The sequence below is a fragment of the Actinomadura sp. NPDC049382 genome, from assembly GCF_040677125.1.
Taxonomy (GTDB): Bacteria; Actinomycetota; Actinomycetes; order Streptosporangiales; family Streptosporangiaceae; genus Spirillospora; species Spirillospora geliboluensis.
Genome location: NZ_JBFARO010000001.1, coordinates 150,761 through 167,822, shown reverse-complemented (window position 1 = coordinate 167,822; position 17,062 = coordinate 150,761). Strand labels below are relative to the sequence as shown.

Here is a 17,062-nt window from a genome sequence, read left to right as displayed (position 1 = left end):
ACGGCCCGCACGGCCCGCTGCGGGCCCGCGCCGGCATGCCCGGAATCTGAGTACGGGTACTCAGACGCACTGAGTACTTCCCCCCATGCGCGGCCCGCCGGACGGGCGCAGGATCGGCCCCATGGGCCGACCGCCTGAGCGCAACACCGACCGCCTGCTGGTCGCGCTGCTGGCGACCGTGGCCGCGGTCATTCTGATCATCTGCGGGTTTGCCGTCGTCGGTGCCTTCGTCTTCATCGTCTTCGGGATGGCCAATTTCGGGAGCAACAAATGACGCGGCGGCTGCTCCTGATGGTCCGGTTGGCGCGCCCGCCCGTCATCGTGCTGCTGGCGCTGTTCACCGCCACTGGACTGGCCCAAGCCGGGCACGGCGAAGACCGCGTCCTGCTGCTGCGGGCTTTCGTCGTGGTCTTCGGGTTCCTGGTGTTCTCGGTGGCCTGCAACGACCTCGCCGATGTGCTCATCGACCGGGTGAACCTGCCCGGCGATCCAGGGCGTCCCCTGGTGACCGGGACCGCGTACCGCCGCGAGATGCTCGTTGCCGGGGTCACCGCCGCCGTCCTGGCGCTGGCCGCGAGCTTCACCCTGCACTGGCCGGCCGTCGTGGTGACCGTCGCGGGGCTGGCCATCAGCGCCAACTATTCGCTGCGTCCCGTACGGCTGGCCGCCCGCGGCGTGGTGGCTCCCCTCGTACTGCCCGCCTGCTATGTCGCCGTGCCTTACCTGACCGGGATATTCGCGGTGCGCGGCACGTTGCGGAAGGGCGACCTGCTCCTGCTCGCCGGGCTCTATGTCGGCTTCATCGGCCGGATCGTGCTCAAGGACTTCCGCGATGTCCGCGGCGATGAGATGTTCGGCAAACGCACTTTCCTGGTCCGGCACGGCCGGGACTGGACCTGCCTGTTCAGCGCCGTCTGCTGGACCGCCGGGACGTTTCTGCTGCTCGCGACCGTCCGCCACCCCACCGTCCCGCTGATCGCCGTCAACGCCGTGTTCCTCGCCGCCGCGCTGCTGCTCCTGCGCGCCCTCTCGACCGGACGGGGCCCGCACCGCGACGAACGCCTCATCGCCGCGATCGCCATCGTCGGACGCGGCATCGTCCTCGTCCTCCTCGCCCACCTGGCGCTGACGAACGCCCACTGGGCCGCGCCCTGGTACGGGAGCATGCTGGCCGCGCTCACCGTCGGCCTGCTCTACCTAGCCGTCGCCATGGCCCGCCGGGGCCCGGTCACCACGTCCACCGGGCATCCCTTCGACAGGACGGGCGCGGCGGAACGAGCGAACGCGTGACGCTCCCTACGCGTCCTGCCGGCGGCGCACGATCTCGTTGATCCAGATGGGGGCGAACGGGGATGTGCAGCCCGGGGGAGTCGGGTAGTCCTTAAGGACCTCCAGCCGCTCCCCGATGTCGATCGCGCGGGCGCGGTGCTCGGCGTGGTCGATCCCGATCTGCGCCAGGCAGTTGTTCATCGCCCACTGGAGCCGCTCCGGGGCGTCCTTGAGCTGCGCCTCGATGATGTCGAGCAGCCCGGGGAGGTCGAGGCCGTCGGGCTTCTTGGTCACGCGCTCGGTGGTCAGCGCCCAGCCGGCGCTCGCGACCGCGGGGTCCGGGTCGGCGAACCAGGCGAGGCGCAGCTCCTCGGCGTGCGGGCTCTTCTTCACCACGTAGTTCACGAGCCAGTCGTGGACCTTGGGGGTACGGGCCTCGCGCACCATGGCGTCCAGCCGGTCGCGCTCGAACGCCTTCGGACGGCAGATCAGGAGCGCCAGCAGCCGGGCCGCGGAGTCGCCTGTCTCCCACAGCCGGCACGCGAGGTCCTGCTGCGTCTTCAGCCGCTTCGCGATCGCGCGCAGCTTGCCGAGGTTCACGCCGTGGTCGTCGCCGTGCTTCTCGTTCACCGCCCGGATCTTCGGGTCGTCGAGTGCGGCGAGTTCGGCCATCACCTCGCCCACGGTCGTCTCGGTCATCCCAGCCTCCCGTCCATCACCGGCGGGTTCAGCCTACGACGGCCCGGCGCGCGGGACGCCGCCGAACTCGCGAACGGCACGGGAACGAGCCCTGCGGCCGGGCTCGCTCCTGTCACCCCCGTCAACGGTGGTCGGAGCCGTGCCCCAGGTCGGCCGGGTCGATGGCGTCGGCCATGGCCCGGTACCCGGCGGCACTGGGGTGGATGTGATCGCCCATGTGCAGGGCCTCCGGGATGCGGCCGGTGCCGTCCGGGGCGAGGGCCCGGTCGAAGTCGGCGACGGCGTCGTAGGCGCCGGAGGTGCGGATCCACCGGTTGACCCGGCGGCGGATCTCCTCGCCCTCGGCCGTCCACCCGGCCGAGCCCTGGAAGGGGGTGAGCGTGCCGCCGATGACCGCGACGCCGCGGGCGAGGGCGGCGCGGACCAGCGCCTGGTGGCCGTCGATGAGCCGCTGCGCGGTGACCGGGGGGTCGTCGAGGTCGACGCCGCACATCCGGTCGTCGTTCAGCTGGATGTCGTTGATGCCGATCAGGACGATCGCGGTGCCGACGCGGGGCTGGTCGAGGACGTCGCGGGCGAACCGGGAGATCCCGGAGTCGCCGCCGCAGGCCGAGTCGGTGAGCAGCTTGTTGGAGCCGATGCCGGCGTTCAGCACCGGATGGGGGCGCCCGGCGGCGGCGAGGCGCTCGGCGAGGGCGTCGGGGTAGCGGTCGTCGCCGTCGACGTTCGCGCCGAACCCGTCGGTGATGGAGTCGCCGAAGGCGACGACCGCAGGAGGCTGCGGGCGCCCGCCGGAGGTCTCGACGCCCTCCAGGTAGTACCAGGAGCCGAAGCCGGGCTCGATGCTGTCGGTGTAGGCGGTGGCGGACGGGTCGCGGTGGCGGTCGCCGGCGGCGCGGTAGGACGTGGTCATCGACAGCTGGTGGTGGGTGGCCGGGCCGGTGGCGTCCGCGAAGTACAGCGTGATCGTGAGCTGCTCCCGTGGCCGGACGGGCAGGGCGACCGGGTCGCTGATGATCCGGCCCCGCGCGGGGACGACGGCCGACGGCGAGCCCGCGAAGCGCAGCGGGTGGAGCGTGCCCGGCCGCACGGTCGCGCCGCCCGCGGTGCGCCCGATGCTCGCGCCGGTCACCCGCAGGGGCGCGGCGCCGTAGGCGTTGGACAGCCGGATCCGGACCTGGGTGCCGCCGGCGTTCACGCGCACGATCTGCCGGACCGACTGGTCGGTGAAGCCCTGCTCCGCCCAGGTGGGGAACCAGGGCGCGGCGGACGGGCGCATGACCGCGGCCGTCCAGGCGCCGTGCCAGACGGTGCGGGTGTCGGCGTCGGTGGTGGTCAGCTGCTCGGTGTTCTTGGGGGAGTTCATGATCGGACGCTCTTTCCAGCGGTCGACGGGGTGTGCGGTCAGGACGCGGCGGTCTCGGCGGACGGCCGGGCGGCGGGTTCGGCCGCCTCGGGGCCGGGTGCCGGGGCCGGGCGGCGCGGGACGAGGACGGCGGCGAGCAGTCCCGCCGCGAGGGCGATGCCGGCGGCGGTGAGCATTCCGGCGCCGTACCCCTCGGTGAGGGCGGTGGCCGGGTCGCGCACGCCGCCCGCGACGGCGCCGGCGGTGCGGGACGTGGAGATCGCGACCACGGCGGCCAGGCCGAGCGACCCGCCGACCTGCTGCGCGGTGTTGAACAGCCCGGACGCCAGCCCGGCCTGCTCGGGACGGGTGCCGGACGTCGCGCCGACCGTGGTGGTGACGAAGGCCAGCCCCGCGCCGACGCCGATCACCAGCGTCGGGCCGAGCACGTCGGTGAGGAAGCCGCCGTCCGCCGACATGCGGGAGAACCAGGCGAGGCCGGCGCCGGTGATCACGAGCCCGGCCGCCATCGCGGTGCCCAGCCCGAGCCGGGCGATGAGCGCGCCCGCCGCGCCCGCGGTGACGGCGATCGCCAGTGCCAGCGGCAGCTGCGCCAGCCCGGCGCGGACCGGGCCGAAGCCGACGACCTGCTGCATGTAGAAGGTCAGGTAGAAGAACAGCGGGGCCATCGCCATCAGCGTGAGGACCGCGGCGAGGTTGGAGCCGCGCAGCACCGGCTGCCGGAAGATCTTCAGGGGCAGCAGCGGGTGGGCGGTGCGCGCCTCGACGAGCAGGAACACCGCGAGCAGGGCCGTGGCGACGGCGCCCAGGCCGAGGGTGCGCGGCGAGGTCCAGCCGGCGTCGTCGCCCTCGACCAGCGTGTAGACCAGCAGCGCCAGCCCGCCGGTGGCGGTCAGCGCGCCGGGAAGGTCGAACCCGCGCGCCGTGCGGTCGGACGCCTCGGGCAGCAGCTTCGGCGCCAGCGCGATCGCCGCCAGCCCGAGCGGGACGTTCACGTACAGCGTGGCCTCCCAGCCCAGCCACTGCGTCAGCATCCCGCCGAGGATCGACCCGGCGGCGCCGCCCGCCCCGGCGACCGCGCCGAACACGCCCATCGCCCTGTTGCGGTCGGGTCCGGCCGGGAAGACCGTCATGACCAGCGACAGCGCGGCCGGGGACACCAGTGCGGCGCCGACGCCCTGGGCGGCGCGGGCGGCCACGAGCATCCCGCCGGTGACCGCGAGGCCCCCGGCCAGCGAGGCGGCGGCGAACAGCGCCATGCCGATCATGAACATGCGGCGGCGGCCGACGAGGTCGGCGGCGCGGCCGCCGAGCAGCAGCAGCCCGCCGAAGGTCAGCGTGTAGGCGTTGGCGACCCAGGACAGGTCGTCCGGGGCGAACCCGAGGTCGGCGCCGATCGACGGCATCGCCACTCCGACGATCGAGGCGTCCAGCACCAGCACGAATTGCGTGGCGGCGAGCAGCGCGAGTGCGAGCCCCCGCCTGGAGGCATGGGTCATGACCATTTCTTTCGCTGAGGCGGCCGAGGGGCCGAAAAGGGGCCGGGGCCCGCCAGAACCGGGATCGAGCCGGGGCGCGGTGCGGTCACGCGCGTCGATCCCGGGCGGGGCGGCGATGGGAAGGGAAATGCGGGAGGAATTGCGGGCCCGGGGCGGCGGCCGCCCCGGGCCGGCGGATCACTCGGCCGCGGTCGCGCGCCACTGCTCGGCCGGCGAGACGCCGGGCAGCGGCCTGCCGATCAGGGCGAGCGGGATGAAGAAGTTGACCTGCCCGATCACCATGGCGAGCGTCGCGAGGGCCGTGGGGTCGTAGTGCTCGGCGGCCCGCGCGTACAGCGCGTCCGGGACCCGCTCGCCGTGCGGGTTCGGGGTGAGCACCGCCTCGACCAGCTCCAACGCGACCCGCTCGGCGGCGGTGAAGTACGGGGCGTCCGCCCAGGACGCCACCGCGGTGATCTTCTCCTCCGGCACGCCCGCGCGGCGCAGGTTGCCGGTGTGCAGCATCGTCAGGTACGTGTTCCCGACGAGCTGGCCGGCGCGCAGGTGGACGAGGGCGATGGTGCCGCGCGGCACCGCCCCGTTCCCGGCGATCTTGAACAGCGCGGCGCCGGCGTCGCCGAGTTCGGGGACGAGCTGCTGCGGGTCGGAAAGGCGAGAAGTGAGGGTCGAGGCGTCGAATTCGTTCGCGGTCGCGGTCATGAGCGTTTCCTTTTCCAGGTTGTGCGGGCCTTTTCTCGCCCGCCTCATCGGCTCGTTCACTGCACTGACGACCCGCATCCGGAGAAGGTGACCGATCCGAGCGATTTTTTCTGCCCCATCCACGAGAAGGCCCCCTTGGGACGGCGCGAAGCCATCTCAAGGGGGCCGGAGGACGCGGGTCCGGGCCGATCAGCCGTCGGTGGACGCCAGGTCGAGCCGCGCCAGGCGGTCGGGGTCGGAGAGGATGTCGATCGCGGCGATCCTGCCGTCCGCGACGGTGAAGCTCATCACCGAGAACGGCCGGCCGTCGATGGTGTTGACCAGCCCCGCGAGCCCGTTGACCAGGGCGGCGTGCGTGGTCGCGGCGGTGGCCATCCGCTGGAACGTGGGCGCCTGCCCGGCCACGGCGGCGGCCCCGCGGATGACCCGCAGCCCGCCGGTGAGCTCGCCGCCGTCCGCGCGCAGCACCACGTCCGGGTCGAGCAGGGCCACCAGCGCGTCGAAGTCGCCGCCGCGCGCGGCGGTCAGGAAGGCGTCCACCACGCGGCGCTGGCCGACCGGGTCCGGGTCGGGCGGCGGGGTCGCGCCCCGGACCCGCTGCCGCGCCCGGCTCGCCAGCTTCTTGGCCGTCGCCGGCGTGCGGTCGACGATCGGCGCGATCTCCTCGAACGGCAGCCCGAACATGTCGTGCAGGACGAACGCGAGCCGCTCCGCCGGGGTGAGCGACTCCAGCACCACCAGCAGCGCCAGCCCGACCGAGTCCGCCAGCATCGCCTGCTGCTCGGGGTCGGTGCCGTCCGTCCGGCTGATCACCGGGTCGGGCAGCCGCGCCTCCAGCGGCTCCTCGCCGCGCCTCTTGCGGGTCCGGAGCATGTCCAGGCAGACCCGCCCGACCACGGTGGTCAGCCAGCCGCCGAGATTGTCGATCTCGGCGTCGCCGGACCGGGTCAACCGCAGCCACGTCTCCTGGATCGCGTCGTCCGCCTCGGCCAGCGAACCGAGCATGCGGTACGCGACCGCCTTCAGATGGGGACGGTGCTCCTCGAACCGGACGGCGAGGAAATCTGGGGCGTTCACGATGGAGCAACCTCTCATGGACGGCATCACCCTCATGACGAACCGGATGCCCCGAAGGTGACCTACCTGCGCCGACCGTCCGCGGGCGGACGTTTTGCGGGGATTCCCTGGGATAGAGAGGCGACTAGCGGAGCAGTGCCAGTCGTGCCTTGGGGAGGCCGGGATGATCGTGATGAGGATGCCGCAGAAGATGGTGCGCCGGCTGGAGCGGGCGAAATCGCTCGACGGGGTCGCGAAACCGGTGGCCAAGGCGGCCCAGAAGATCGTACGGCCGCGTCCCGTCCGCAACACGCTCAGCGGGACGAACCTCGGGCATCCGCTGCACCCCACGCTGACCGACGTGCCGATCGGCGCGTGGACCATGGCCGCGCTGCTGGACGCCGCCGGCGGCCGCGACGCCGAGCCGTCCGCGGACCTGCTGATCGGGACCGGCATCGCCGCGGCGGTGCCCACCGCCCTCACCGGGCTGAACGACTGGAGCGACACGCTCGGCAAGGAGCGGCGGGTCGGGCTCGTCCACGCCCTCGGCAACTCCGCGGCGCTGTCGCTGTACATCGCGTCGCTGATCACGCGCATGAAGGGCGACCGCCAGACGGGCAAGGCGCTGGGGTACGCCGGGCTGGGGATGATGGCGATCGGCGCCTACCTCGGCGGCCACCTGTCGTTCGTCCGGGGCGTCAACGTCAACCGCAACGCGTGGCAGGAAGGCCCGGAGGAGTGGACGCCGGTGCTCGGCGAGCACGACCTCGCCGAAGGCGACCACCGCATCGCCGAGGCGGGCGGCGTGCAGATCCTGCTCCACCGGATGGGCGGCAAGGTGTACGCCCTCGACGCCACCTGCGGCCACATGGGCGGCCCGCTCAACGAGGGGACGTTCGAGCACGGCTGCGTCACCTGCCCCTGGCACGGCAGCACCTTCCGGTTCTCGGACGGCGGCGTCGTGCGCGGCCCGGCCAGCACGCCGCAGCCCTGCTACGAGACGCGGATCGAGAACGGGCGCGTCGAGGTCCGCATGCCTCCGGTGGGCGTGCCCGCCGGTCCGGCCGAGGAGCACGGCGCCCGGGTGGGCCGGGGCCACCGCCGCCAGCCCGCCCACACCTCCGCCTTCTGACGCGCGGCCCCGGCTCAACCCCGGGACCGGCCTCCGCTAGCGGCGGCCGCCGAACTCCCAGGGGAGGACGTCGATCGAGGCATACGCGTCCACGGTCAGGAAGGCGCGTGCCGCGTCCTCGTCCTGGGCGCGGACGAGCGCCGCCGTGCCCAGCCAGGCGCCGCCGTCGTCGGACAGCAGCGGCCCGTAGGCGACCAGATCGCCGTCCCGCCCGGGCGGGACGGCGAGGTCGGCGCCCGGCCCCGACCCGAGGCCGAGCACCAGGAAGCGGGCACCGCCCTCGCGCCCGCCGGGGAAGTCCCACATCGTGCGGCCCAGCAGGTTGCGCCACCGGCGCACCAGCACGTCCCGGTACGCGCCGGCCTGCCAGCCGGGCTCGTCGAACGCGAACGCGCGGGCGGCGGCGGGATCGGGCAGGTCGACGATGTGCACGCTGCCGGTGGGCGCCTCACCGTCGTCCGCGAGCGTCGGGCCGCGGGCGATCATCTCCGTCCCGTACCCGTCCATGTAGGACCAGTGCTCCTCCAGCAGCTCCATGCGCAGCGGCAGGGAACCCGCCCGGTCCCGGTGGTAGACGAAGAACTCCATCGCGCCAGTATCGCGGCCCCGCGCCTCGCCCGCCCCGTCCGTGCGAGGGTTGGGGCATGGCCTTGCCGACGTTGGTCGTGGTGAGCGGCGGTCCGGGGACGGGGAAGACGACCCTCGCGCACCGGCTCGCCCAGGACCTCGGATGCCCCGCCGTCGTCCGCGACGAGATCAAGCAGGGCATGGTGCTCGCCACGCCCGGCTACCGGGGCGGCGGCGCCGACCCGCTCAACCTCCCGACGCTGGGCGCCTTCTTCGGCGTGCTGAGGCTGCTGCTCGAAGCGGGCGTCACGGCGGTCGCCGAAGCGGCCTTCCAGGACAAGGTGTGGCGGCCGAACCTGGAGCCCCTCACCGCACTGGCGGACATCCGCGTCGTCCGCTGCACGGTCGACAGCGAGATCGCCCGCGAACGGATCGTCCAGCGCGTCGAACACGGGCACCGGGCCGCCCACGGCGACCGCGACCTGCTGGAGGCGATCGCCGCCGGACGCCACTCGCTGGACTCCTACGTCCCCCTCCGCATGGACCTGCCCACCCTCATCGTGGACACCTCGGACGGCTACCGGCCCGCCCTCGCCGACATCGCCGCCTTCGCCCGGCGGGCGGCACCCGCGCAAGAGCTGTCAGAGGGCTGATCTAGTGTGGCCGGATGGCCTTTGAGCAGCGGCTGGAAGCGCACCGGGTCGAGCTGACCGGGTACTGCTACCGCATGCTCGCCAGTGCCGCCGAGGCCGAGGACGCCGTCCAGGAGACCTTCCTGCGCGCCTGGAAGAACGCCGACCGCTTCGACGAGCGCAAGGCGAGCCTGCGCACCTGGCTGTACCGCATCGCCACCAACGTCTGCCTCGACATGGCCCGCAGCGTCCAGCGGCGCGCGCTGGCGATGGACCTCGGCCCGTCCGCGGCGCCCGGCGGGTTCCTCGGCGCGCCGCTCGGGCCCGGCGCGTTCGTGCAGCCCATCCCCGACCGGCTGGTCCTGCCCGAGGAGGGCGACCCCGCCGAGCTGGCCGCCGCGCGAGAGACGATCCGGCTGGCGTTCGTCGCCGCCCTGCAGACCCTGCCGCCGCGCCAGCGGGCGGTGCTCATCCTGCGCGAGGTGCTGTGCTGGTCGGCGGACGAGGTCGCCGGGCTGCTCGGCAGCACACCGGCCGCGGTCAACAGCGCCCTGCAGCGGGCCCGCGCCGCCGTGGCCGAGCGCCGCGCGCCGGGCGGCGACGTCGACGAGGCGCTGCTCGAACGGTACGTCGAGGCGTTCACCTCCTACGACGTCGACGGCCTGGTCGCGCTGCTCCACGAGGACGTCGCCATGTCGATGCCGCCGTTCGCCTGGTGGCTCAGCGGCCGGGACGCGGTCCGGGCGGCGCTGGTGGGCGCGGGCGGCGACTGCGCCGACGACCGCCTCGTCCGGACGGCGGCGAACGGCTCCCCGGCCTTCGCGCAGTACCGCGACGGGGAGGCGTTCAGCCTGGTCGTCCTCGAGGCGCGGGACGGGCTGCTCGCCACCATGACCACCTACCTGGACCCGTCCCTGTTCCCGATGTTCGGGCTGCCGATGACTTCGCGGCCCCCGTCCCGTACATAGAACATGACCGACATCGTTCACATGTGGCATGACGAGCGCGGCGCGGGCGACCCGGTGGTGCTCCTGCACGGCGGCTTGACCGACAGCCGCTGCTTCACCGGCAACCTCGACGGCCTCGCCGACACCTTCACGCTCTACCTGCCCGACCGGCGCGGCCACGGCCGCACGCCCGACGCGCCCGGCCCGATCACCATGGAGCTGATGGCGCGGGACACGATCGACTTCCTGGAGCGGGTCGTCGGCGGCCCGTCCCGGCTGGTCGGCTACAGCGCCGGCGGGACGGTCGCGCTGCTGGTCGCGATGCGCCGCCCCGACCTGGTCGAGCGGCTCGTCCTGATCAGCGCGGCCTACGACCTCGACGGGATGATCTACAAGCCGTCCGCCGACGGGGAGCCGCCCGCCCCGGTCGTGGACGCCTACGCCGAGGTGTCGCCCGACGGGCGCGACCACTTCCCGGTCGTCCTCCGCAAGATCGTGGACGCCGTCGAGACCGAGCCCCCGCTGGACCCGTCCGAGCTGCGCGCGGTGACCGCCCGGACGCTCGTCCTGGCCGGTGACGACGACCTGGTCACCCTCGACCACACGGTGGCGTTCTACCGGGCCCTGCCGAACGCCGAACTGGCCGTCGTCCCGAACGCCAGCCACCTGCTCCTGATGGAGCATCCCGAAACGGTGCGCTCCCTCGTGCACGGCTTCCTGACCACGGACCCGGCCCCGACCTTCATGCCCATCGCCCGCGCCGCCCGGTGAAACGCTGATCACAATTGGCCACCGGACCGTATCGATTCGCGGGGCGGTGCCGTTAATGTGCCGCTGTGGCGGGCGAACCGGGAGACGTCGTGCTCGGCCGGTACCGGTTGGTCGAGGTGCTGGGCGAGGGCGGTATGGGCGCCGTCTGGCGTGCGCACGATGAGCGGATGCGCCGGGACGTGGCGCTCAAGCAGCTCAAGTTGCCGCTGACCCTGGAGGTCGGTGTCCGCGAGCAACTGGTGGCGCGCATGGAGCGGGAGGCGCGCTCGGTCGGGATGCTCCACCTGCGGTTCTGGGACGTCACCACCCACAAGGCCATCGGCCGCCCCCTCACCGGCCACACGGACTCGGTCGAGGCGGTGGCGTTCAGCCCGGACGGCAAGACCGTCGCCACCGCCGGCCGCGACCGAACCGTCCGCCTGTGGGACTTAGCAGCCGCCACCCGGCACGCGCCTGCCTGAGCACACGCGCCTTCCCTGAACACGCCCGGACATCACCTGTCTCGTGTTGACCGGTCCTATGGCTAACCGCTATCTATTACCTAGCCGTTAGGGGTGGTGCATGCAGGACGCGGTGCTGGCGTTGCTGGCGAAGGAGCCGTCGCACGGGTACGGCCTGCGCGCGCGCCTGCGGCGTGCCCTCGGCCCACTCGGGGAGTCGATGAACGCGGGCCAGGTCTACGTGACCCTGGCCCGGCTGGAGAAGGCCGGGCTCGTCGTCTGCGAGGTCGCCGAAGGGCTGCCGGACCGCCCGGACCGCAAGTTCTACGCCCTGACACCGGCCGGGCAGCAGCGGGTCGCGGCCTGGCTGTCCGAGGTGACCTGGCCGAAGCCGAACCTGGCGGAGTTCCACCTCAAGCTCGCCGCCGCCGCGGCGGCGCGGCTCGCCGACCCGGTGGAACTGGTGGACGCGCAGCGCCGCGAGCTGCTGCGGCGGCTGTCCGACGTGCAGCGGGCGGCGCTGGCCGAGCCGGACGGCTCGACCGCCGGGCTGCTGCTGGAGGGGGTCGCGCTGCGGCTCCAAGCGGACCTGCGCTGGCTGGAGGCCTGCGAACGCCTGTGGTCGCGGGCCGGGAACGGAACCGAGGACGCATGAGCGAGTTCGTGCTGCAGGCCCGGGGCCTGCGCAAGGAGCACGGCCAGGGGCACGGCCTGGTCCGCGCGGTCGACGACGTCGACCTGGACGTCCCGGCGGGGCAGGTGCTGGCGGTGACGGGCCCCAGCGGCTGCGGGAAGTCGACGCTGCTGCACATGCTCGGCGGCCTGGAGCGGCCCACCGGCGGGGAGGTCCGGCTGGACGGCCGGCGCATCGACGCCCTGAGCGAGCGGGGCCTGGCCCGGCTGCGGCGCCGCGCGGTCGGCTTCGTCTTCCAGGCGTTCCACCTGGTGGAGGAGCTGTCGGCGGCGGAGAACGTGGAGCTGCCCGCGCTGCTCGCCGGCCGCTCGCCGCGCGCGGCGCGCCGCCGCGCGGCCCAGCTGCTGGAGCGGGTCGGGCTCGCCGACCGCGCCCGGCACCTGCCGTGGGAGCTGTCCGGCGGGCAGCGGCAGCGGGTCGCCATCGCCCGTGCCCTGGCGAACGAGCCGCTCGTCCTGCTGGCCGACGAGCCGACCGGGAACCTCGACAGCGCCGCCACCCGCGACGTGCTGAGGCTGTTCGACGGCCTGCGCGCCGCCGGGCAGACCCTCGTGCTGGTCACGCACGACGAGCGCGTCGCGGCCACCGCCGACCGGCTGGTCTCGATGCGCGACGGCATGTTCGTCGACGACACCCGCCTCGCGGGCAGCCGCGGGCTCGGCGGCCTCCTCGGGCTGGACGGCTGACCGCCATGGGCAGCGCCCTGCTGGTGCTCCGCCTCGTCCTGGCCGACCTGCGCAGGCATCCCGGCCAGGCGGCGATGCTCCTCGTCGCGATCACCGCGGCCACCGCCACGCTGGCGCTGGGCCTGTCGCTGCACGGCGCGACCGACTCGCTCTACCGGAAGACGCGCGCGGCGACGGCCGGGCCGGACATGGTGGTGCTGACCCCCGGCACCGACCAGACCCCCTTGACCGAGCTGCTGGACGATCCGCAGGTCGTCGCACACAGCGGCCCGCACCGCCAGTACTACACAACCCTTGCGGCGCACGGTCTCAAGTCGCGCGCCGTGGTGCTGGGCGCCCCCGAGACGCCTGGCCCGGTCGACCGCCCGCTGGTGACGTCCGGCACCTGGGTACGCCCCGGCGGCGTCGTGGTCGAGCGGGGCTTCGCCGCCGCCCTGGGCGTCCGCGCCGGCGACCGCGTCACCGTCGCGGGCCGCTCGCTCCCCGTCGTCGGGACGGCCGTGACCGCGGCGAGCAACGTCTACCCGGGTGCGCAGCTGATCGGGCCGGGCGACGGCCCGGTGGACTACAGCGGCCTGGTCTGGATGGGCGGATCCGAGGCCCGCGCGCTGGCGGCGGCCGAGCGTCTGGAGGTGACCTCGCTCATCTACCTGAAGCTGCGCGACCCCGCCGCCACCGGCGACTTCATGGCCGCCCACAGTGACCCCGCAGTGCGCCCCTTCAGCTGGCAGTTCATGGCCGGGCACGGCGCGAGGGTCCTCAGGGACAGCCAGCCCATCCTGGTCATCGGCAGCTGGCTGCTCAGCTTCCTGGCCGTCGCAGGCGTGGCCGTGCTCGCCGCGGGACGCGCCGCCAAGCAGACCCGCCGCGTCGGGCTGCTCAAGGCCGTCGGCGCGGCGCCCGGCCTCATCGCCGCCGTCCTGTTCGCCGAGTACCTGGCCGTCGCGCTGGCCGCCGACGCGCTCGGGCTCGGGATCGCGCGGCTGGCCGTGCCGGTGGCGGCCAACCCCACCGCGAGCCTGCTCAGCGCGTCCGCGGGCCCGTCCGCCGACACCGCTTTCTTCACGACGGTCGTCGCGCTCGCCATGGCCGGCTTCACCACCCTCGGCCCGACCCTGCGGGCGCTGCGCACCCCGACCGTCGCCGCGCTGGCCGACGCCGCCCAGCGGCCCCCGCACCGGTCCCGGCTGACCCGCGTGTCGGCGCTGCTGCCGACTCCGCTGCTGCTGGGGCTGCGGCTGATCGCCCGCCGTCCGGGGCGCGCGGTGCTGCACGCGTCCAGCATCGCGGTCACCGTGATGGGAACGACCGCCCTGCTGATCCTCCACGCGCAGCCCGATTTCAGCTACGGGCTTGGCTCGTCCGACCTGGGCAACGTGCGGGTCGAGCAGGGCCGCCACATGCTTCTGGCCGTCACCATCGGGCTGGTCGCGCTCGCCGCCGTCAACACCGTCACCGTCACCTGGACGACCGCGCTCGAAGCCCGTCCGACCATGGCCGTCGCGCGGACGCTCGGCGCCACGCCAGGTCAGATCACAGCCGGGCTCTCCACAGCGCAGCTCCTCCCGACCCTGCCGGGCGCCCTCGCGGGCGTCCCCCTCGGCATGTTCGTGTGCTGGCTCTTCAGCCCAGGCGAGACACCCATGCCTCCCGCCTGGGTGCTGTTCGCGGCCGCGCTCGCGGCGCTTCCCGTCACGGCGGCGCTCACCGCCGTCCCCGCCCGCCTCGCGGCCCGCCGGTCCATCGCCCGGACGCTCAGCGCCGAAGCCTCCTGAGCAGGAGCCCGGATCACCGGTCTTCACGGGGCGGGGCCGGGCGGTTAGTCTGCTTGTGGCGTCCACGCCGGTCGTATGCGCCTTGCGCCTGGGAGAGTCCCGTCCGCGGGACTTGTTTGGCTCTGCACCGGCTCCTCTTGTCCCCGTTCTGGAGGAGTCGTTCCGTGAGAATCACGTCCAAGCGATGGTCCCCCGCCGTCGCGGCGCTGGCGTCGGCGCTGGCGGCGCTGGTCCTGTCGCTCGGCGCGGTGGTGGTGCTCTCCGCGCCGTCGTCCGCGCAGCCCAACGTCCTGGTCGCCTGCACGTATCCGGCCTGGGCCGAGGGCACCAGCTACAAGGCGGGTGACAAGGTCACCTACAGCGCCCACGGCTACGAGGCGATCGTCGCCCACACCGCCTACCCCGGCGCCAACTGGAACCCCGCGTCCACGCCCACGCTGTGGCGCGACCTGGGAGCGTGCGACGGGTCCACACCGCCGACCACGCCGCCCACCACGCCCCCGACCACGCCCCCGACCACGCCGCCCACGACACCGCCGACCACTCAGCCGCCCGGGGACGAGACCTGCGCGGTCAAGTCGCGGCCCGCGGGCAAGGTGCTGCAGGGGTACTGGGAGAACTGGGACGGCTCGTCCAACGGCGTGCACCCGCCCTTCGGTTGGACGCCCATCGACAATCCCGTCATCAAGCAGCACGGCTACAACGTCATCAACGCGGCGTTCCCCGTCATCCGGTCCGACGGCACCGTCCTGTGGGAGGACGGCATGGACTCCACGGTCAAGGTCGCCACGCCCGCCGAGATGTGCGCGGCGAAGGCCGCCGGCGCGACGATCCTGATGTCGATCGGCGGCGCCGCCGCCGGCATCGACCTCAGCTCCAGCAGCGTCGCGGACCGGTTCGTCGCGACGGTCGTGCCGATCCTGAAGCGGTACAACTTCGACGGCATCGACATCGACATCGAGACGGGCCTGACCGGCAGCGGCAGCATCGGGCAGCTGTCGGCGTCGCAGTCCAACCTGATCCGCATCATCGACGGCGTGCTCGCGCAGATGCCGTCCAACTTCGGGCTCACGATGGCGCCCGAGACCGCGTACGTGACCGGCGGCAGCGTGACCTACGGCTCCATCTGGGGCGCCTACCTGCCGATCATCAAGAAGTACGCGGACAACGGCCGGCTGTGGTGGCTGAACATGCAGTACTACAACGGCAGCATGTACGGGTGCTCGGGCGACTCCTACTCGGCCGGGACGGTCGAGGGCTTCGTGAAGCAGACCGAGTGCCTGAACAACGGGCTCGTCGTGCAGGGCACCACGATCCGGGTGCCGTACGACAAGCAGGTGCCGGGGCTGCCCGCGCAGCCGGGCGCCGGCGGCGGCTACATGTCGACCGGCCTCGTCGGCCAGGCATGGAACCGCTTCAACGGCCAGTTGAAGGGACTGATGACCTGGTCCATCAACTGGGACGGCTCGAAGGGCTGGACGTTCGGCGACAACGTCCGCGGCCTCCAGGGCCGGTGACGGCCCGGTGAAGTGCGGGGGCGGGCCCGGCACCGCGCCGCCGGGCCCGCCCCCGGAACCGGGACCGTCCCCGGGGCCGGGCTTGACCTTGACGCCGGTGTCAGGGCATAGCGTCGCGATCGGCCACGGAGGAGGGCGGATGCGGATCGGGGAACTCGCCGAGCGCGCGGGCGTCAGCACCCGCACGCTGCGCTACTACGAGCAGCAGGGGCTGCTGCGGGCGCGGCGGGCGTCCAACGGGTACCGGCAGTACGAGGAGTCCGACGTGCGGCTCGTCGCCGAGATCCGGTCGCTGCTGGCGGCCGGGTTCACCCTGGACGACACCCGGCCGTTCGTCGACTGCCTGCGCGCCGGGCACGCCGACGGCGCCGCCTGCCCCGAGTCCGTCGCGGTGTACCGGCGGAAGCTGGCGGAGATCGACGCGGAGATCCGCGCCCTGATCCGGCTCCGCGCGGACGTGGCCGACCAGTTGACGCGCGCCTGCCCGGGGTGCGCGCTCGCACCGGAGGCGACGAATGATCACACTGACCAGCGCGAACTTCGACCGGCACGTGCTCGGCGGCGGCAAGCCGGTACTGGTCGAATTCTGGGCGGACTGGTGCCCGCCGTGCCGGATGATCGCGCCGATCCTGGCGGAGATCGAGGCCGAGCACGGCGACCGGCTGACCGTGGCGAAGATCAACGGTGACGACCACCCGGACATCGTGTCCCGGTACGGCGTGATGGGCTTCCCCACGCTGAACCTCTACCGGGACGGCGAGGTCGTCCGGCAGATCGTCGGCGCGAAGCCCAAGCGGCAGCTGCTGGCCGCGCTCGACGGCCACATTTGACCCCCGTGCGCTGATCACGTTCGGGCACGGCGCCCCCTATGCTCGTGACGGGTCCATTACCGTCGGGAGGGCGCCGTGCGCACGCTGTTGAACGTGATCTGGTTGGTCCTGGCGGGCTTCTGGATGGCGGTGAGCTACGCGATCGCCGGGATCATCTGCTGCATCCTGATCATCACGATCCCGTTCGGGATCGCCTCGTTCCGCATCGCGGCGTTCGCGCTGTGGCCGTTCGGCCGGACGACCGTCCCGAAGCGCGGCGCGGGCGCGGGCTCGATGCTCGGCAACATCATCTGGATCATCGTGGCCGGGTGGTGGCTGGCGCTCGGCCACCTGTTCACCGGCCTGCTGCTGTGCATCACGATCATCGGCATCCCGTTCGGGATCGCCAACTTCAAGCTGATCCCGATCTCGCTGCTGCCGCTCGGCCACGAGATCGTCTCGTCCCGCGACGCGCAGGGGCCGGCCTTCTGACCCCCGCCCCCG

19 protein-coding genes and 1 pseudogene are annotated in these 17,062 nt (G+C 73.3%); 14 read left to right on the top strand and 6 right to left on the bottom strand.

The genetic code is table 11. From position 1 onward, the window contains the following. Positions 1-85 precede the first annotated feature (85 nt). Positions 86-274, top strand: a complete 189-nt coding sequence (locus AB0K34_RS00825) for a hypothetical protein (protein WP_364544335.1) — start codon at positions 86-88, stop codon at positions 272-274. After that, complete coding sequence (locus tag AB0K34_RS00820; RefSeq protein ID WP_364544332.1) at positions 271-1,290, top strand: UbiA family prenyltransferase; 1,020 nt, start codon at positions 271-273, stop codon at positions 1,288-1,290. The genes AB0K34_RS00825 and AB0K34_RS00820 overlap by 4 nt, the downstream gene beginning before the upstream one ends. 6 nt (positions 1,291-1,296) lie before the next feature. Here AB0K34_RS00820 and AB0K34_RS00815 read toward each other — a convergent pair whose 3' ends face one another. The 5 genes from AB0K34_RS00815 to AB0K34_RS00795 all read right to left on the bottom strand — a co-directional run bounded on the left by AB0K34_RS00815 (position 1,297) and on the right by AB0K34_RS00795 (position 6,609). Next, on the bottom strand, positions 1,297-1,968 hold the full coding sequence (locus AB0K34_RS00815) for a DNA alkylation repair protein (RefSeq protein WP_301173791.1): 672 nt from the start codon (positions 1,966-1,968) through the stop codon (positions 1,297-1,299). A gap of 121 nt (positions 1,969-2,089) precedes the next feature. Next, positions 2,090-3,334, bottom strand: coding sequence for an SGNH/GDSL hydrolase family protein (locus AB0K34_RS00810; RefSeq protein WP_364544329.1), 1,245 nt, complete (start codon positions 3,332-3,334; stop codon positions 2,090-2,092). A gap of 38 nt (positions 3,335-3,372) precedes the next feature. Next, complete coding sequence (locus AB0K34_RS00805) at positions 3,373-4,833, bottom strand: MFS transporter (RefSeq protein WP_301173793.1); 1,461 nt, start codon at positions 4,831-4,833, stop codon at positions 3,373-3,375. A gap of 177 nt (positions 4,834-5,010) precedes the next feature. Continuing rightward, the gene (locus AB0K34_RS00800; RefSeq protein WP_364544325.1) at positions 5,011-5,532 is read right to left on the bottom strand and encodes a carboxymuconolactone decarboxylase family protein; all 522 of its coding nucleotides are present in this window, start codon (positions 5,530-5,532) and stop codon (positions 5,011-5,013) included. A gap of 189 nt (positions 5,533-5,721) precedes the next feature. Next, entirely contained in the window at positions 5,722-6,609 is an 888-nt protein-coding gene (locus AB0K34_RS00795; RefSeq protein WP_301173795.1) for a sigma-70 family RNA polymerase sigma factor, read from the bottom strand. Between the two features lie 163 nt (positions 6,610-6,772). Between AB0K34_RS00795 and AB0K34_RS00790 the strand changes: the two genes are divergently transcribed. Further along, positions 6,773-7,720: a Rieske 2Fe-2S domain-containing protein gene (locus AB0K34_RS00790; RefSeq protein WP_301173796.1), complete on the top strand. Its 948-nt coding sequence runs from the start codon at positions 6,773-6,775 to the stop codon at positions 7,718-7,720. A 36-nt stretch (positions 7,721-7,756) separates the two neighbouring features. Here AB0K34_RS00790 and AB0K34_RS00785 read toward each other — a convergent pair whose 3' ends face one another. Then, a complete protein-coding gene (locus AB0K34_RS00785; RefSeq protein WP_364544321.1) occupies positions 7,757-8,308 on the bottom strand; it encodes a YciI family protein in 552 nt (183 codons plus the stop codon). A 56-nt stretch (positions 8,309-8,364) separates the two neighbouring features. Between AB0K34_RS00785 and AB0K34_RS00780 the strand changes: the two genes are divergently transcribed. The 11 genes and pseudogenes from AB0K34_RS00780 to AB0K34_RS00730 all read left to right on the top strand — a co-directional run bounded on the left by AB0K34_RS00780 (position 8,365) and on the right by AB0K34_RS00730 (position 17,050). Beyond that, positions 8,365-8,940 carry an AAA family ATPase gene (locus AB0K34_RS00780; RefSeq protein WP_138637417.1) on the top strand — a complete coding sequence of 192 codons (576 nt, stop codon included), beginning with the start codon at positions 8,365-8,367 and terminating at the stop codon, positions 8,938-8,940. Positions 8,941-8,954: 14 nt separating this feature from the next. Continuing rightward, the gene (locus AB0K34_RS00775; RefSeq protein WP_364544318.1) at positions 8,955-9,887 is read left to right on the top strand and encodes a sigma-70 family RNA polymerase sigma factor; all 933 of its coding nucleotides are present in this window, start codon (positions 8,955-8,957) and stop codon (positions 9,885-9,887) included. A 3-nt stretch (positions 9,888-9,890) separates the two neighbouring features. Then, on the top strand, positions 9,891-10,637 hold the full coding sequence (locus tag AB0K34_RS00770) for an alpha/beta hydrolase (protein WP_364544315.1): 747 nt from the start codon (positions 9,891-9,893) through the stop codon (positions 10,635-10,637). 65 nt (positions 10,638-10,702) lie between these two features. Continuing rightward, a complete protein-coding gene (locus AB0K34_RS00765; RefSeq protein WP_364544312.1) occupies positions 10,703-11,098 on the top strand; it encodes a hypothetical protein in 396 nt (131 codons plus the stop codon). A 100-nt stretch (positions 11,099-11,198) separates the two neighbouring features. Further along, entirely contained in the window at positions 11,199-11,732 is a 534-nt protein-coding gene (locus AB0K34_RS00760; protein ID WP_364544310.1) for a PadR family transcriptional regulator, read from the top strand. Beyond that, positions 11,729-12,457: an ABC transporter ATP-binding protein gene (locus AB0K34_RS00755; RefSeq protein WP_301173803.1), complete on the top strand. Its 729-nt coding sequence runs from the start codon at positions 11,729-11,731 to the stop codon at positions 12,455-12,457. The genes AB0K34_RS00760 and AB0K34_RS00755 overlap by 4 nt, the downstream gene beginning before the upstream one ends. Before the next feature lie 5 nt (positions 12,458-12,462). Continuing rightward, positions 12,463-14,232, top strand: coding sequence for an FtsX-like permease family protein (locus AB0K34_RS00750; RefSeq protein WP_301173804.1), 1,770 nt, complete (start codon positions 12,463-12,465; stop codon positions 14,230-14,232). Positions 14,233-14,396: 164 nt separating this feature from the next. After that, positions 14,397-15,749 carry a glycosyl hydrolase family 18 protein gene (locus AB0K34_RS00745; RefSeq protein ID WP_301173805.1) on the top strand — a complete coding sequence of 451 codons (1,353 nt, stop codon included), beginning with the start codon at positions 14,397-14,399 and terminating at the stop codon, positions 15,747-15,749. Between the two features lie 139 nt (positions 15,750-15,888). Further along, positions 15,889-16,221, top strand: a pseudogene (locus tag AB0K34_RS00740) (MerR family transcriptional regulator); the annotation flags it as partial. 43 nt (positions 16,222-16,264) lie between these two features. Beyond that, positions 16,265-16,579 (top strand): thioredoxin, encoded by a 315-nt coding sequence (gene trxA, locus AB0K34_RS00735; protein WP_301173806.1) that lies wholly within the window; start codon positions 16,265-16,267, stop codon positions 16,577-16,579. Between the two features lie 75 nt (positions 16,580-16,654). Beyond that, on the top strand, positions 16,655-17,050 hold the full coding sequence (locus AB0K34_RS00730; RefSeq protein WP_301173807.1) for a YccF domain-containing protein: 396 nt from the start codon (positions 16,655-16,657) through the stop codon (positions 17,048-17,050). Positions 17,051-17,062 lie beyond the last annotated feature (12 nt).

Bases quoted from the DNA above. Each gene is read 5' to 3' on its own strand.
- AB0K34_RS00790 (WP_301173796.1), top strand. From the start codon at position 6,773: ATGATCGTGATGAGGATGCCGCAGAAGATGGTGCGCCGGCTGGAGCGG.
- AB0K34_RS00805 (WP_301173793.1), bottom strand. From the start codon at position 4,833: ATGACCCATGCCTCCAGGCGGGGGCTCGCACTCGCGCTGCTCGCCGCC.
- AB0K34_RS00755 (WP_301173803.1), top strand. From the start codon at position 11,729: ATGAGCGAGTTCGTGCTGCAGGCCCGGGGCCTGCGCAAGGAGCACGGC.
- AB0K34_RS00770 (WP_364544315.1), top strand. From the start codon at position 9,891: ATGACCGACATCGTTCACATGTGGCATGACGAGCGCGGCGCGGGCGAC.
- trxA (WP_301173806.1), top strand. From the start codon at position 16,265: ATGATCACACTGACCAGCGCGAACTTCGACCGGCACGTGCTCGGCGGC.
- AB0K34_RS00825 (WP_364544335.1), top strand. From the start codon at position 86: ATGCGCGGCCCGCCGGACGGGCGCAGGATCGGCCCCATGGGCCGACCG.
- AB0K34_RS00820 (WP_364544332.1), top strand. From the start codon at position 271: ATGACGCGGCGGCTGCTCCTGATGGTCCGGTTGGCGCGCCCGCCCGTC.
- AB0K34_RS00785 (WP_364544321.1), bottom strand. From the start codon at position 8,308: ATGGAGTTCTTCGTCTACCACCGGGACCGGGCGGGTTCCCTGCCGCTG.
- AB0K34_RS00750 (WP_301173804.1), top strand. From the start codon at position 12,463: ATGGGCAGCGCCCTGCTGGTGCTCCGCCTCGTCCTGGCCGACCTGCGC.
- AB0K34_RS00760 (WP_364544310.1), top strand. From the start codon at position 11,199: ATGCAGGACGCGGTGCTGGCGTTGCTGGCGAAGGAGCCGTCGCACGGG.
- AB0K34_RS00780 (WP_138637417.1), top strand. From the start codon at position 8,365: ATGGCCTTGCCGACGTTGGTCGTGGTGAGCGGCGGTCCGGGGACGGGG.
- AB0K34_RS00810 (WP_364544329.1), bottom strand. From the start codon at position 3,334: ATGAACTCCCCCAAGAACACCGAGCAGCTGACCACCACCGACGCCGAC.
- AB0K34_RS00775 (WP_364544318.1), top strand. From the start codon at position 8,955: ATGGCCTTTGAGCAGCGGCTGGAAGCGCACCGGGTCGAGCTGACCGGG.
- AB0K34_RS00800 (WP_364544325.1), bottom strand. From the start codon at position 5,532: ATGACCGCGACCGCGAACGAATTCGACGCCTCGACCCTCACTTCTCGC.
- AB0K34_RS00815 (WP_301173791.1), bottom strand. From the start codon at position 1,968: ATGACCGAGACGACCGTGGGCGAGGTGATGGCCGAACTCGCCGCACTC.